This window comes from Bacillus sp. AM1(2019), assembly GCF_009906915.1.
In the GTDB taxonomy this organism is placed as follows: domain Bacteria; phylum Bacillota; class Bacilli; order Bacillales; family Bacillaceae; genus Bacillus; species Bacillus velezensis.
Genome location: NZ_CP047644.1, coordinates 844,385 through 858,160, shown reverse-complemented (window position 1 = coordinate 858,160; position 13,776 = coordinate 844,385). Strand labels below are relative to the sequence as shown.

Below are 13,776 nucleotides of genomic sequence, written 5' to 3'. Positions count from 1 at the left end.
GAGGTGTTTTCTACAGGCGCGGCAGCTTCATTTCTTTCTCAAACATCAGGTCATCAATGCTTTTAAACGTGTAGCCTTCTTTTTTCAAATCGGTAATGGCATCGTCCAGAGCTTCTGAATTGTCCTTTGAAACGGTGTGGAGAAGGTAGATTGCGCCGGGATGAGCCTGCTTTATCATGTGATCATAGGCGTATTGTTTCCCTTTTTGCTCGTTAACCTTCCAGTCGACAAATGCGACGGACCAGAAAACGGTTTGGTAGCCGAGGCGCTTCGTTTCTTTCAGGACATATTCGCTGAATACGCCGCGCGGCGGACGGAGATACAGGTTGTCCCGCTTTCCGGTAATGTTGTACACAGCTTCCGTGACGGAATCGAGTTCGTCTTGAATCTGATCGCCCGTTTTTGTCGTCAGATCAGGATGATGAAAAGAATGATTGCCGATGATATGGCCTTCCTTTGACATCCGTTTAATCAAATCAGGCTGCTCTTTCACAAAATGACCCGTGACAAAAAAAGTGCCCGTGACGTGATGTTTTTTTAACACATCAAGCACTTTCGGGGTGTACCCATTTTCATATCCGTTATCAAACGTTAAATAGATGGTCTTTTCTTTCGTATTGCCTAAATAAAAGGCATCATATTTTTTGACCAGATTGTCCAGCTGTCTGCCGGCATCCGGCGGCTGATGATTGACGCTGCGTTTAAATCCCCAGTTTATCCGTTCATTCGGCACGGCTTCTGCGCTGTTGATGCCTCCCGCAAGTAAAACGGCCATGCAGCAAATTGAACAAAACCATTTCATGACCAGCACTCCTTCTGCATTTTTCCTTATTTTGCAGTAGGCTCTGCCCTTTTATACAGCCGCATTATGGAAAAAGAAAAACCCCGGCATCCGCCGGGGTTTATTCCCAATCCTTTTTAAAGCGTTCGTATTTTGCTTCCAGATCATCAAGCATGCCGATGAGCCGGTCTATATCTTCAACGTCCGTTGATTCAGGGTCTAATGAATCAATGACATTCATAAACATATCGAGTCTGTTCTTCAGGTAATCGAGCTGCTGATCTTTGCTGTTTACTGCATTCCCCATACTTCCACTCCATTCATTTTTTATAATGGTAGCGTATTTTTTGCCGTTTTTCAATGGTTCCGCTACTTGCGATCTTGGCAGATCAGGTCTAAAATTAACAGTTGGCAGACGTTAGTATGCCCCATTTATAAAGGAGTTAGATAGTCATGACACAAAACACAACACTGCGTCCGATCACACCGGAGTACGATCCTTGGGAAGCGTACATGGATGTCGACCAGTATGGAGATATGAAACTGACGAACGTTGAATTCACAACGACGACTTTGTGCAATATGAGATGCGAGCACTGCGCCGTCGGGTACACGCTCCAGCCGAAAGACCCGAATGCGCTGCCGATCGACCTTTTATTAAAGCGGCTTGATGAAATTCCTCTGTTACGCTCTATCAGCATTACGGGCGGCGAACCGATGCTTTCGCTGAAATCGGTAAAGGAATACGTCGTCCCGCTTTTGAAATATGCCCATGAACGCGGCGTGCGCACACAGATCAATTCAAACCTGACGCTTGATATCGGGCGCTACGAACGGATTATTCCTTATTTGGACGTCCTTCACATTTCTCACAACTGGGGAACGGTCGAGGACTTTGCCGACATCGGATTTGCGATGATGGAGAAGAAACCGACATTTGAACAGCGGGCGCGCTATTTTGACAAAATGATTGAAAACAGCCGCACGCTGGTCGAAGCAGGCGTAATGGTTTCAGCGGAAACGATGCTGAACAAACGGACGCTGCCGCATATTGAACATATTCACCGGCAAATTACGGAAGAAATGAAATGCCAGCGGCACGAAGTCCATCCGATGTATCCGAGTGATTTCGCCAGCGCGCTTGAATCACTCAGCCTGACGGACATGAGACAGGCCATTCATCATCTGCTCGACATTCGCGATGAAGAGACATGGATGCTGTTCGGTACGCTCCCGTTTTACGCATGCAGCCCTGATGAAGAAGACCAGAAGCTCCTCCGCCGCCTGCGGGAAGCGAGAAACGTTACGGTGCGAAACGACCCTGACGGCCGCTCCCGCCTGAATGTCAACATTTTTGACGGAAATATCATTGTCACGGATTTCGGCGATACACCGCCGCTCGGCAATATTAAAACAGACAGCCTTCCTGAAGCATATGACAAGTGGAGACAGACGAAGCTGAGCAAAGAGCTGAACTGCCGCTGCACAAACGTCCGGTGCCTCGGCCCGAACGTCCTTGTCAAAAACAGTTATTATCAGGACACAGATTTTTCATTACGAAAAGCCAGAGGTTAACAAAAGATGGAAACGACAATTACGGACATTTTGAAAAGCAAAGTGGTTGAGATCATCATCGTCGCTCTCGTGCTTTACGTCGGTGTTTTTCTGATCAACCGCTTTGTCCAGGTGTTATTTAAACGCACGGATTTCTTGGAGGAACGGAAAGGGAAAACGATTGAAAGCCTCGTCCGATCCATCACCCAGTATACGGCGACGATCGGTTTTATCTTTTACGTCATTTCTTTATTCGTTCATGATTTCGGCCGAATTTTAGCCGGGGCGGGTGTTGCCGGTATCGTCATCGGTTTCGGCGCCCAGTCGTTAATCAAGGACATATTGGCCGGTGTCTTTTTAATATACGAACGCCAGCTTCATAAAGGTGATTATGTGACGATTAACAATCTGTTCAACGGCACAGTCGAAGAAATCGGACTCCGTTCCCTCCAGATCCGTGAGTGGACCGGCAAGCTGCTTACCATATCTAACGGTGAGGTCAGACAGCTTCAAAACTATAACATTGATTTTATGCGGATTACCGAGTCCGTCGTGATCAGTTACAAGGAAGATCCCGAGCGGGTATATACCGTGTTAGAAAAAGCCTGCGATATGCTCAATGATGAGCTTCGCGATTCACTGAAGCGGGATGAATTTCTCAATGCGACGGAGCCGTTTCAAGTGCATGGAATTATGAGTCTGAACAAATTAACCAGAGGCATTGAATTTACAGTAAAAGGCATGGTTCAAGACACAGAATACTTCTCGGCGAGCCTTGCGGTGAGACGCGTTCTTGCCCGGGAGCTGTACAACAACAATGTGCAATTGCTCGAGGAAATGTATCACACACAAAAAAGCTGATTCCCGAACCGGAATCAGCTTTTTTTATTTATCTCGGCTGCGCTGTCATTTGAAAACCGAATGTGACGTGATCCTGCACCGGAATCCAAGCCCCGATTCCTTGCGAAGTCACATTTTTGACGACAAGTTTCCGCTTGCTGCCTTTCAGCACCAAATACACTTCACCGTATGTTACTTTTCCTTTTTCATTAACGGCCGGAGCGTAGGCGTGCAGGTAGCCGAGCCGCTGCGGAGAAATTTTGTAGGTTTGATCGCGTTTTGTGCCTGCGCCGATAACCGTTTCAAACGCGAGCGGCAGTTTTGTTTTCTTCATCGCTTTTTGCATCATCATGCTTTTTACGTCTTCTGCGTTCGGCACCTTCGCTGTGAGCCCGCCTTTGATTTTGTATTGCTGTTCTTGGGCGTATGAGATAACCGCGGTTTGCTGTCCGCCCCGGTTATCCGCTCTGTTTGTGTTGATTTTTTTATATTCCCAGTTGGCGACCGTTTCGTTCGATTGATAGCCGAGCGCCCATTTCCCGAGAAATATTGTCGCCCGGTATCCGATGGCAAGCGGTGAACCGGAAACCGAGGATTCATTCAGCATCTTTATCAGATGCGGATTTTCGATGTTGATCTCTGATGTATCTAACAATTCCTTCGCCAGTTTGCTCGGCTGAAGCATCGGCTGGTCCTGTGAAGCATTCGGATACGTATTTTCCTTTGAAATGCTTACGACAGAGTTGGGAACTTTAAACGGTTTTTTTGCACCGGCAGACGGCGTTGCGAAAAAACTAAAGGATAACAGCAGAATCAGTGTGGCATGAAACAGCTTTCTCATCATATCACTCTTTCTATAGCATTTTCCTTTAGTCTTTTCCTCCGCAATCGTTGTTATCCGCATTTTTTACAGGTTAAAGCAGGAAAAAACCGATCGCCATAATGACATAAGCGGCAAGGAGCGTAGCCCCTTCAAACCAGTTCGAATCACCGTCATTTGAAATCATTGTCATCAAAAGGACGGATGAGATCATCGCGACAAGCTCGGGCAATGTGAATACAAGCGGCATATTGACCGGAAAAAAGATGGAACAGATCACAAGAACCGGAGCCACAAACATGGCGATCTGCAAAGTCGAGCCTACCGCGATTTCAACGGCGACATCCATCTTGTCTTTGTACGCCATAATAATCGCCGACGCATGCTCTGCGGCATTTCCGACGATTGCGACGATAATCACTCCGATAAACAGCTCGCTCCAGCCGAACTGTTCAGCCACCGCATGAAACGTATGGACAAGGTTTTCAGATATGTAGGCGACGATAATGGTTGAAATAAATAAGACGGCTGTCGCTCTTTTCCCCGACCACTCAGGCTGCTCCTCTTCTTCCTTTGCCTCCGGCTGATTCGGCTGATAAACACCGCGGTGGGTGACGAGCTTGAAATAAAGAGCTGCCACGTACAAAAGGATCATGATGATGCTGATGCCGACACTCAAATCAAGCTTGTTTTTTTCCCCCATATCCATGGAAAACACTTCGGGAATGACAAAAGCAACGATAATGGCAAAAATCAGCAGGCCAGAATTATGCCGTGCATCATGTATATTGAATTCCTGCCGCTTGTATTTCAAACCGCCGATAAAAAACGACAATCCCGCGACGAGCAAAAGATTGCCGAGCACCGAACCGGTCAGTGAAGCAAGCACGATGCCCGTCAGCCCTTCTTTTAGGGCGAAAAGCGATATAATCAGCTCTACCGCATTGCCGAACGTGGCATTCAGCAGACCGCCGATCCGCGGTCCCGCGATAATGGCAAGAGATTCAGTCGCTCTCCCCATATAACTTGCAAGCGCAATAATCGTCAAGCAATAAATAATAAACAAAACCGCTGACGGCCAGTGCATCAGGCCGCCGATGACTGAAAGCGGCACTCCCGCCGCAGCCGTAAAGAAAAAAATCCGATTCATATCTGCCTGGCTCCTTTTTTCGAATGAGTCTTCTTATATCCTTCTCAAAAACTCCCTCAATTACACTTCCGCGGCAGCCCGAATTGGCATTTTCAGGTTGCCGGACGCGACAAATCCGTGTACGATCAAGAAAGATATTGAAGAAGGAGAAATACGCGATGTCACGACTGTACTTCTTTATTTTGGTTCTGCTTGTTTCCATCTCCGGATTTTCCCAAGGCATGCTTCTGCCGGTGATCTCCGTCATTTTTGAAACGAACGGGGAATCAGCCGCTATAAACGGACTTCACGCAACCGGCCTTTATATCGGCGTGCTTCTGGCGTCGCCGTTTATGGAGGCCCCGCTGCGCAAGCTCGGATTCAAACCTCTGATGGTCATGGGCGGATTTCTTGTTATCATCAGCTTATTCAGTTTTATTTGGCTTCAATCCATATGGTTATGGTTTTTTCTTCGGCTGCTTATCGGAATCGGGGATCATATGCTGCATTTTTCAACCCAAACGTGGGTGACGTCAAAGTCAACGCCCCGAAACAGAGGAAGAAACATTTCGCTGTACGGACTGTCCTTCGGGCTTGGATTCGCTGTCGGCCCGTTCATGGTCCCTCTTGTGAAAACAAGTCCGTCCCTTCCGTTTATCGTATCCGGCTGTATCAGTCTTGCCGCCTGGCTGTTTGTATTTGTCTTACGTAACGAGTACCCGGCGCAAGGTCCGGATGAAACATCCGGGGACAACAGCGCAAAACGGTTTTACCGCGCCCTTCTTTTCGGCTGGGTCGCTTTTCTCCCGGCTTTCGGGTACGGTTTTTTAGAAACGGCGCTGAACGGAAGCTTTCCCGTGTACGCCCTGCGCTTAGGCATATCCGTCGATGCCGTCGCGCTGATATTGCCCGCTTTTGCCATCGGAAGTATTGTATTCCAGTTCCCTCTCGGTTTATTAAGCGATCGATTCGGGAGAAAACGTGTCCTGCTCGTCATCTTATTAACGGGTGCCCTTTGCTTTTTGACGGCCGGACTGTTTCCGTCGCCTTCTGTCATCGGCTGCTGCTTTTTCACGGCGGGAATGGCGGTCGGCAGTATGTTTTCCCTCGGCATCAGCTATATGAGCGACCTGCTGCCCTCCCATCTGCTGCCGGCGGGCAATCTGCTCTGCGGCATTTCCTTCAGCCTCGGCAGCATGATCGGCCCGGTGGCGGGCGGCTGGTATATGCAGCGGTTTGAAAGCGCCAATTTGTTTTACTTTATTACGGTAATTCTGGTCTGTATTTGGCTTGCGCTCGTCTTCGGGAAAACAAAGCACAGCCCCGCATCCGAATCCCATTCTTTTCCGGCCTCATAAAAAAAGCCGCCTGATCTAAGTCAGGCGGCTTCTTTCTAGTGGTATCCGTTCTGCCCGTTAGCGCTTCCGCTTGTTTTATTCTTCGGGCCGTTTTTTGAGTTTTGTTTATTATGGCTTCCGCCTTTTTTCGTATGCTTGGTCATAATCGATTCCCCTCCGTTTTTCAGCTTGAACGTCTCCGTTCCTCTATAGCTTGCTCCCGCGGTACGGATTTTCATCAGGAAGCTTTTTACGTTTATGTAAAAGCGCGTTGATTTCTCCTCCTAAAATCAGCAGTGTTCCCGTAAGGTAAAACCAGATCATAAGGACGATAATTCCCCCGATGCTCCCGTATGTGGCGCTGTAGTTGGCAAAGGTGCCGACGTAAAATGAGAACAGCATACTGACGATAATCCAGCCGGCTGCCGCAAATACGGCTCCCGGCAGCACAAAACGGAGGGAAAGCCTTTTATTCGGCGCGAAAATGTAAAGCGCGGTAAACACAATTAAAAGGATAAGCGGACTGATACCCCAGCGGACAACCGACCACACCTGCAAAAACAGGCCGGAGGCGCCGATGAAATCTGCGGCCAGCATTCCGATTTCTCTGCCGAACACCGGCAGAAGCAGTGCGATTAAAATCGTAACCACCATCGCGATGGTTAAAAAAATTGAGGTCAGGCGAATGATGATAAATGAGCGGTTTTCCTCGACTTCGTAGGCATGGTTAAATGCTCTGACAATCGCGTTCATACCATTCGAAGCCGACCAGATGACGGCGATAATCCCGAATGACAAAAGCCCGCCGCTGCGCTTGTTCAGCGTTTGCTCCGTTATGGATTTCACCATGGACATGGCGCTGTCAGGCGCGTATTGATCGACCGCCCCGAGCACGTCTTCTGCCGAGATGGGAAGATAGGCGGTGAGCGTCAGCATAAAAATCATCAACGGAAACAATGACAGCAGGAAAAAATACGCCAGCTCCGCCGATTTACTTTGTCCTTCATGGAGAGAAAACCTTGCAAACAGCTCCTTTATAAAACTCATGACATCCCACCTCAATGATCGTTTTTCGAAAAATGCTCCTTCGTTTCTTTTAACAGGTCAATGACCTGCGGCGTCGTCTGCTTCAGCTTGGTGATCTGCCCGTTTAAAAAACTCAGATCATCCGATACGGTATTGGCGATGGTCTTCACTTGATCAAGTTTTGCAGATGCCTGCTGTTTCAGGGCTTCAGGATGTTTTCGGTAAAATGCCGCACGCCGCCTGCACGCGTCCATGTTCCGGAAACATGCCTCTCTCGTCGGCTTATGTAATAAGGACAGTGCTCCGCCGGCGGCAGCGCCGATCAGAATCGCTTTTGCCATGATGCGTGTCTGCTTCATCGGTCAATCCCCCTTATAAGTGATGGTCTTTCTTTATTGTCTCCAGCAAATGACGGCACCCGGCCTCAACCAAAGCGTACACCTCGCTGAAATTTCCCGTATAGTACGGATCGGGCACGTCCGCAAGGTCCGACTCCGGTACATAATCAAGCAGCCTTGCAATACGCGGCGCGGCTTTTTTATAACCGGCCATGCTGCGCAAATGTCCGATATTCTCTGCATCCATCGCAATGACGTAATCAAAATCGGTCAGATCAGACTCACGCATCTGCCTCGCCGTGATGCCGCTTGCGCTGATCCCTTTCTCCTTTAGGATCTCCTTTGTCCCTTCATGCGGCGGATTTCCCGCATGCCAGGCGCCGATTCCCGCTGAATCAATGTTAATCTGCCCGTTCAGCCCGTTTTTCTTCACCATATCAGAAAATACCGCCTCTGCCATAGGCGACCGGCAAATATTTCCGAGACAGACAAACAGCACATGTATCATATCGATAACCTCCCTATTCTTTCCCCGCATTTTGAGGATCAAAAACCTTATCATCATCTTAGCAACTTTTCTGCGGCTGTGGAAATTAGCTTTTATTCTAAATGAATTCTGTTAGAATAAAGGGTACGAAAACGGTCATGAAAGGATGCATGAATTTGCCGAGCCAACAAACAGAAACGTTAAACAAAATGATTGAAGACATTTCGCAAAAGCTCAACATGCTCAATGTCGGCGTCATCAGAGCGGAAGATTTCAGTGATGAAAAAATAGAAGATCTTACATACCTTCATCAAATGGTCATGAAAAAAGCGTCATTCAGCCCGAGTGAAATGCAGGCCATTGCCGAGGAGCTCGCCTCTCTCAGAAAATAAACCCATGTCAGACCTGCCGAAAAACGGCGGGTCTTTTTTTGATTTAAAAAAGTAAAAAATAAAAGTTCATCGGTTTGACACATATAAAAAGAAGGAGTATAGTAACTGTGAACTTGGTAGAACGATATACTAAATGAGCGGGCCGCTTATCTTTTTTTATTTAGTAGAACGATATACTCGTTGTGATATCAGCGTTATTCAAGTTTGTATCTGCAACCGTTTTATCAAACAAGTTTTCAAAGAAAGGCAGTGGTTCAATAAAGGGGAATGGTTCTGCGCTTTTGTTAATTTAAAAATTAATTTAATTCTTTATTAACCGCATTAGGGGATGTCATCATGAAAAACATATACACCAAAATGGCAGCGGGTCTTTATATTAATTATTTCCTGCTGGGCATGATCAATATTATTATCGCATCCAATATGGAGGCATTATCAAAACAGCTTCATACATCCGCAGCCGGGGTCAGCTATTTGGTCTCCGCCATCGGGATCGGGAAGCTGATTTCGCTTCTGTTTGCCGGGAAGCTTTCGGATACATTCGGGAGACGGCCGTTTATCGTGTCGGGCGCCTTTCTGTATCTGATTTTCCTAATCGGAATTCCGCTTTCGACAAACTATACGGCCGCGTTTATCTTCGCCATTTTCGCCGGGATCGCCAATTCCTTTTTGGATTCCGGGACATATCCGGCGCTTATTGAAGGATTTCCGAAAAACGCAAGCTCTGCAACCGTGTTAATCAAAGCGTTTGTATCCATCGGCGCGACGGTGCTTCCGTTTTTCATCGCGTTGATTGCGGACAGGCATTTGTTTTACGGCTGGACGTTTTTCGTACCGGGCATTATTTTCTTCCTGAACGGCTTTTTCCTGTTAAAAGTTCCGTTTCCGAATCATAAGCAAAAAGAAGGCGGCGGCCGGACGGAAGCCTCTCCGTCTGATGACGCGTTCACATCACAGCCGTCGATATGGCGTGAAGGCCTTGCGATCATTCTTTTAGGCTTTTCATCTACGGCGCTGTTTATGCTCGTTCAAGTATGGCTTCCTAAGTTCGGGCAATCCGTTTTGGGCATGCCTGAGGTGCAGGCTGTCAAATTGCTGAGCTATTACAGCATCGGTGCGCTTGTGTCCGTATTATTGCTGGCCGTGCTGTTAAACAGAGTGATTCAGCCGATTACGGTAATGGTGCTGTACCCTGTGATCGCGGCAATCGCGCTGCTTGCTCTGATTTTCATTCATCAGCCGGCCGTATCAGTCATCAGCTCCTTTGTCATCGGACTTTCAACTGCGGGCATTCTGCAATTGGCGATGACGGTTATGGCTGTTTTATTCCCTAAAAATAAAGGTACGATCACATCTTTTGTTAATATAGCATCAAGCTTATCTTTTATTGTCATTCCGCTTGTAACGGGAGCGATATCCAAAGCGGCCGGCCTGACGCCTGTTTTTCTGCTTGATATCGGAATTGCGGCCGTCAGCGCCCTTCTCGCATTGTTTATCGGAATCCGCTTTAAGCAAGTGATGAAAGCCTGACTATTTTTTAAGGGAGAGGATTTATCATGCAATCTATCACGATCAGAAACACGGTCATCGGCGAAGGGCTTCCGAAGATCATTGTGCCGCTGATGGCGGCCGGAGAGAAAGAACTGCTCGAAGAAATTGAAGCCGTCAACAGGCTTCGCCCGGATATCATTGAGTGGCGGGCGGATGTGTACGAGCACGTTGACAGCCTGGACGCCGTAATAGGCATGCTTGAAAAGCTGCGGAAAGCCGCAGGCGCAACACCGCTGCTTTTCACATTCAGAACTCATAAAGAAGGCGGAAATAAAGTTATTGATGATCGCTTTTACATTGAATTGCTTAAAACCGCCATCGAAACAAAACACATTGACCTTGCAGACGTTGAGTTGTTTACGGGAGAAGCGGAAGTCAAATCAATTGTGAAAACCGCTGAAGACAACGGCGTATATGTCGTCATGTCCAATCATGATTTTCATCAGACACCGAAAAAAGAAGAAATCATTTCCCGGCTGCGGAACATGCAGGCGTACGGCGCGCACATTCCGAAAATCGCGGTGATGCCGCAAAGCACTGAAGATGTTTTCGTCTTATTGGATGCCACTCACACGATGAAAACACAATACGCAGACCGGCCGATCATCACGATGTCAATGGCGGGAACAGGTCTGATCAGCCGCCTGGCCGGCGAAGTCTTCGGCTCAGCGTGCACGTTCGGAGCGGGCAAAGAAGCATCAGCGCCCGGACAGATTCCCGTTGAAGAATTGCGCAGCGTACTCAGCATTTTAAATAAACATATGTAATCAGCGTTTTTTGCCCTCAAAGCGGGATGAAAAACAAATGAATGGACTAACGGAGGAATACATCATGAAGAAAGATTTAGGACGGATTAACGGAAAAACTCAGCTTATCGGATTATTCGCGACACCGATCGGACACTCTTTATCTCCGGCGATGCACAACCTGGCGTTTAAAAAATTAGGATTGAACTACGCTTACCTCGCGTTTGAAGTCGGCAATGAACAGCTGGAAGATGTGGTAACGGGAATGCGCGCCTTAAACGTCAGAGGCTTCAATGTCTCGATGCCGAACAAGATGAACATTCTCCCTTACCTCGATGAACTCGCGGATTCAGCGAAATTCACCGGCGCGGTGAATACAGTCGTTAATGAAAACGGCAGACTGATCGGACACTCCACTGACGGTATGGGATACGTCCGCAACTTAAAAGAACACGGCATAGATATCACGGGCAAAAAAATGACGCTGGTCGGTTCCGGCGGGGCCGCCACTCCGATAGCGATTCAATCCGCATTGGAAGGCCTCGGAGAAATCTCTATTTTCGCCCGTAATGACGCGTTTTTCGAAAAAGCGGAAGAAAACGTCCGCATTATCAATGAAGAAATGAAGGGATCTTCTTGCAAAGCGAAAGTCTTCCCGCTCGAAGATCAAGATGCGCTGCGTGCTGAAATCGCTTCAAGCGATATTTTCACAAACGGAACAGGTGTCGGCATGAAACCGCTTGAAGGCTTGAGCGTCATTGAAGATACATCCATGCTCCGTCCTGATTTGATTGTGACAGACGTCGTTTACAACCCCGTTACGTCGAAATTGCTTGAACAAGCTCAAGCGGCCGGCTGCAGCACCATTAACGGCCTCGGCATGATGCTTTGGCAGGGCGCCATGGCGTTTGAATATTGGACAGGCCGTGAAATGCCGGTTCAGTATATTAAAGAGCAAATGTTTGAATAACCTATTGTAATAGAAGCGCCGAAGGACAATCCGTCTTCCGGCGCTTTGTCATTTTCTCCCCTCTCTCTTTCTTCTCATGCGCCAAAACGCTTATAATGGATGTAACGAATAAAAACCAAGTGAGGAATGCGACGTATGAAACAGCAAAAAAAACGCCGGGTGACATTGCAGCAGGTCGCTGAACATGCCGGCGTCTCAACATCCACCGCTTCATTAATCGTCCGCAATAATCCGCGAATTTCCGAAGCGACCCGTGAGAAAGTGCTGCAATCCATGCGGGAGCTGGGGTACGTATATGATCGGGTCGCCGCGAATTTACGATCACAGACGTCCACAACGGTAGGATTGATTATTACTGACATTTCCAATACGTTTTTCTCAGAGTTTCTGATCGGCGTTCAGAATACGCTTGAGGAAGTCGGATTAACGGTCCTGTTAGGCACGACATTTGATTCCGTCGCCAAGCAGGAGCAGCTGATCTCGACCATGCTGGAGCACAGGGTCGGCGGATTGATTTTGTGTCCGGTTTCAGGTACAGCTGAGGAAACCCTTTCCCGCCTCGAGCAGCTTGACATTCCGGTCGTGCTCGCCGTCAGGGAGATTGCCGATGCAGATTGTGATTTTGTCGGAGCAGATTATGAGGAAGGCACCTATAAGGCAGTGCGTCATTTCATTGAGAAAGGCCATCAGGAGATTGCGTTTCTGGGCGGCGTGAAGCACTCATCAACATGGACGAAGCGTATGAAAGGGTTTAAAAAAGCGCTCCGTGAAGCGGATCTGGAAGTGAAAAATGAATATGTCATTGACAGCGCGCCGACCCGCGAAGCAGGCTGTGAAGCCGTGACGGAGCTCCTCCGCCGGTCTGAGCGCCCGACCGCGATTTTCTGCTTCAGTGATTTGGTCGCGTTCGGCGTCATGCAAGGAATCAGAAAAGCCGGGCTCATTCCGGGCGAAGATATTGACATTGTCGGCTTTGATAACGTGCCGGAAGCTGAAATTTCTTATCCCCCGCTTACAACCGTTTCTTCCTTTCCGCGGCAGTCGGGAAAAGAAGCGGCTCAATTGCTGCATCATAAAATCACCAATTCCCAGCACAAAAAACAACGCATTATTCTGGCGCCTGAGCTGGTCATCCGGGAATCTTCACAAAAAAAGCGGAACGCCTGATACGGCGCTCCGCTTTTATATTACGCAAGCAGTTTTAATGATTCGCGGTTGAATGCCGGAATGTCATCCGGTGTGCGGCTTGTGACCAGCTGGTTCTGGCAGACGACGACTTCTTCATCCACCACATTTGCGCCCGCGTTTTCCATGTCGATTCGTATTGATGTAAACCCTGTCGCTTTGCGCCCGTCCAATGCTTTCGCGTTGATGAGAAGCTGAGGTCCGTGGCAGATGGCGAACACCGGTTTTTTATCATCCATAAACGCTTTGGCAAATTGGACGAAACGGTCATCCGCACGAAGCATGTCAGGAGAGAATCCGCCCGGGATCAGCAATGCGTCAAAGTCTTTCGGATTTACATTATCGATGGACGCATCCACTTTCACTTCCGCTTCCCCTTGTTTGCCTTTGACTGTTTTTCCTTTTTCCTGTTCAATTACGGTTAATTCATGACCCGCATCTTTAAAAGCTTTCGCAGGTTCAGTATACTCGACATCCTCAAAATAATCGGTTAATACAACTGCAATTTTTTTACCCATAGTTACTACCTCCTGCTTGATGAAGTCTACATAAATCCATGTACCCCAGCCACACTAACATCAAACATAGGTAACGCGTTTGCCGTCCATCCATTTCACATA

General features: G+C 48.0%; 16 protein-coding genes. 8 read left to right on the top strand and 8 right to left on the bottom strand.

Annotation, left to right across the window (positions count from 1 at the left end):
• Positions 1-10: 10 nt before the first annotated feature.
• Both pdaA and GNE05_RS04390 read right to left on the bottom strand, forming a co-directional pair.
• Complete coding sequence (pdaA, locus tag GNE05_RS04395) at positions 11-802, bottom strand: delta-lactam-biosynthetic de-N-acetylase (protein ID WP_003155556.1); 792 nt, start codon at positions 800-802, stop codon at positions 11-13.
• 100 nt (positions 803-902) lie between these two features.
• A complete protein-coding gene (locus GNE05_RS04390; RefSeq protein WP_003155558.1) occupies positions 903-1,088 on the bottom strand; it encodes an SE1561 family protein in 186 nt (61 codons plus the stop codon).
• 146 nt (positions 1,089-1,234) lie between these two features.
• Between GNE05_RS04390 and yfkAB the strand changes: the two genes are divergently transcribed.
• Together yfkAB and GNE05_RS04380 are read left to right on the top strand one after the other, a co-directional pair.
• On the top strand, positions 1,235-2,356 hold the full coding sequence (gene yfkAB / locus GNE05_RS04385; protein WP_012117082.1) for a radical SAM/CxCxxxxC motif protein YfkAB: 1,122 nt from the start codon (positions 1,235-1,237) through the stop codon (positions 2,354-2,356).
• Between the two features lie 6 nt (positions 2,357-2,362).
• On the top strand, positions 2,363-3,196 hold the full coding sequence (locus GNE05_RS04380; RefSeq protein ID WP_160182487.1) for a mechanosensitive ion channel family protein: 834 nt from the start codon (positions 2,363-2,365) through the stop codon (positions 3,194-3,196).
• Between the two features lie 28 nt (positions 3,197-3,224).
• Here the strand turns inward: GNE05_RS04380 and GNE05_RS04375 are convergent, their stop codons facing one another.
• Positions 3,225-4,019, bottom strand: coding sequence for a YfkD famly protein (locus GNE05_RS04375; RefSeq protein ID WP_094031586.1), 795 nt, complete (start codon positions 4,017-4,019; stop codon positions 3,225-3,227).
• Positions 4,020-4,089: 70 nt separating this feature from the next.
• Entirely contained in the window at positions 4,090-5,145 is a 1,056-nt protein-coding gene (gene cax, locus GNE05_RS04370) for a calcium/proton exchanger (protein ID WP_007408511.1), read from the bottom strand.
• Between the two features lie 158 nt (positions 5,146-5,303).
• Between cax and GNE05_RS04365 the strand changes: the two genes are divergently transcribed.
• Entirely contained in the window at positions 5,304-6,482 is a 1,179-nt protein-coding gene (locus GNE05_RS04365) for an MFS transporter (RefSeq protein WP_025284425.1), read from the top strand.
• A 186-nt stretch (positions 6,483-6,668) separates the two neighbouring features.
• Here the strand turns inward: GNE05_RS04365 and GNE05_RS04360 are convergent, their stop codons facing one another.
• From GNE05_RS04360 to GNE05_RS04350, 3 genes are read right to left on the bottom strand one after another with little or no spacing between them, the layout of a single operon-like run.
• Complete coding sequence (locus GNE05_RS04360) at positions 6,669-7,508, bottom strand: YihY family inner membrane protein (protein WP_007408509.1); 840 nt, start codon at positions 7,506-7,508, stop codon at positions 6,669-6,671.
• A gap of 11 nt (positions 7,509-7,519) precedes the next feature.
• Positions 7,520-7,846, bottom strand: a complete 327-nt coding sequence (locus GNE05_RS04355) for a hypothetical protein (protein ID WP_160182486.1) — start codon at positions 7,844-7,846, stop codon at positions 7,520-7,522.
• 13 nt (positions 7,847-7,859) lie between these two features.
• Entirely contained in the window at positions 7,860-8,333 is a 474-nt protein-coding gene (locus GNE05_RS04350; protein ID WP_160182485.1) for a low molecular weight protein-tyrosine-phosphatase, read from the bottom strand.
• Positions 8,334-8,488: 155 nt separating this feature from the next.
• On the opposite strand from GNE05_RS04350, the gene GNE05_RS04345 reads away from it, so the two are divergent.
• The 5 genes from GNE05_RS04345 (at position 8,489) to GNE05_RS04325 (ending at position 13,138) form a co-directional block, all read left to right on the top strand.
• On the top strand, positions 8,489-8,704 hold the full coding sequence (locus GNE05_RS04345; protein WP_003155571.1) for a DUF1128 domain-containing protein: 216 nt from the start codon (positions 8,489-8,491) through the stop codon (positions 8,702-8,704).
• A gap of 336 nt (positions 8,705-9,040) precedes the next feature.
• On the top strand, positions 9,041-10,234 hold the full coding sequence (locus GNE05_RS04340; protein WP_060562236.1) for an MFS transporter: 1,194 nt from the start codon (positions 9,041-9,043) through the stop codon (positions 10,232-10,234).
• Between the two features lie 26 nt (positions 10,235-10,260).
• Positions 10,261-11,022, top strand: coding sequence for a type I 3-dehydroquinate dehydratase (gene aroD, locus GNE05_RS04335; protein WP_080130738.1), 762 nt, complete (start codon positions 10,261-10,263; stop codon positions 11,020-11,022).
• A gap of 64 nt (positions 11,023-11,086) precedes the next feature.
• On the top strand, positions 11,087-11,971 hold the full coding sequence (locus GNE05_RS04330; protein ID WP_014720860.1) for a shikimate dehydrogenase: 885 nt from the start codon (positions 11,087-11,089) through the stop codon (positions 11,969-11,971).
• Positions 11,972-12,106: 135 nt separating this feature from the next.
• Positions 12,107-13,138, top strand: a complete 1,032-nt coding sequence (locus GNE05_RS04325) for a LacI family DNA-binding transcriptional regulator (RefSeq protein WP_045206977.1) — start codon at positions 12,107-12,109, stop codon at positions 13,136-13,138.
• Positions 13,139-13,158: 20 nt separating this feature from the next.
• On the opposite strand, the gene GNE05_RS04320 is transcribed toward GNE05_RS04325, so the two are convergent.
• Positions 13,159-13,674, bottom strand: coding sequence for a type 1 glutamine amidotransferase domain-containing protein (locus tag GNE05_RS04320; protein ID WP_039252337.1), 516 nt, complete (start codon positions 13,672-13,674; stop codon positions 13,159-13,161).
• Positions 13,675-13,776 lie beyond the last annotated feature (102 nt).

Bases quoted from the DNA above. Each gene is read 5' to 3' on its own strand.
- GNE05_RS04375 (WP_094031586.1), bottom strand. From the start codon at position 4,019: ATGATGAGAAAGCTGTTTCATGCCACACTGATTCTGCTGTTATCCTTT.
- yfkAB (WP_012117082.1), top strand. From the start codon at position 1,235: ATGACACAAAACACAACACTGCGTCCGATCACACCGGAGTACGATCCT.
- GNE05_RS04390 (WP_003155558.1), bottom strand. From the start codon at position 1,088: ATGGGGAATGCAGTAAACAGCAAAGATCAGCAGCTCGATTACCTGAAG.
- GNE05_RS04320 (WP_039252337.1), bottom strand. From the start codon at position 13,674: ATGGGTAAAAAAATTGCAGTTGTATTAACCGATTATTTTGAGGATGTC.
- GNE05_RS04355 (WP_160182486.1), bottom strand. From the start codon at position 7,846: ATGAAGCAGACACGCATCATGGCAAAAGCGATTCTGATCGGCGCTGCC.
- GNE05_RS04365 (WP_025284425.1), top strand. From the start codon at position 5,304: ATGTCACGACTGTACTTCTTTATTTTGGTTCTGCTTGTTTCCATCTCC.
- pdaA (WP_003155556.1), bottom strand. From the start codon at position 802: ATGAAATGGTTTTGTTCAATTTGCTGCATGGCCGTTTTACTTGCGGGA.
- cax (WP_007408511.1), bottom strand. From the start codon at position 5,145: ATGAATCGGATTTTTTTCTTTACGGCTGCGGCGGGAGTGCCGCTTTCA.
- GNE05_RS04340 (WP_060562236.1), top strand. From the start codon at position 9,041: ATGAAAAACATATACACCAAAATGGCAGCGGGTCTTTATATTAATTAT.
- GNE05_RS04360 (WP_007408509.1), bottom strand. From the start codon at position 7,508: ATGAGTTTTATAAAGGAGCTGTTTGCAAGGTTTTCTCTCCATGAAGGA.
- GNE05_RS04350 (WP_160182485.1), bottom strand. From the start codon at position 8,333: ATGATACATGTGCTGTTTGTCTGTCTCGGAAATATTTGCCGGTCGCCT.
- aroD (WP_080130738.1), top strand. From the start codon at position 10,261: ATGCAATCTATCACGATCAGAAACACGGTCATCGGCGAAGGGCTTCCG.
- GNE05_RS04325 (WP_045206977.1), top strand. From the start codon at position 12,107: ATGAAACAGCAAAAAAAACGCCGGGTGACATTGCAGCAGGTCGCTGAA.
- GNE05_RS04380 (WP_160182487.1), top strand. From the start codon at position 2,363: ATGGAAACGACAATTACGGACATTTTGAAAAGCAAAGTGGTTGAGATC.
- GNE05_RS04330 (WP_014720860.1), top strand. From the start codon at position 11,087: ATGAAGAAAGATTTAGGACGGATTAACGGAAAAACTCAGCTTATCGGA.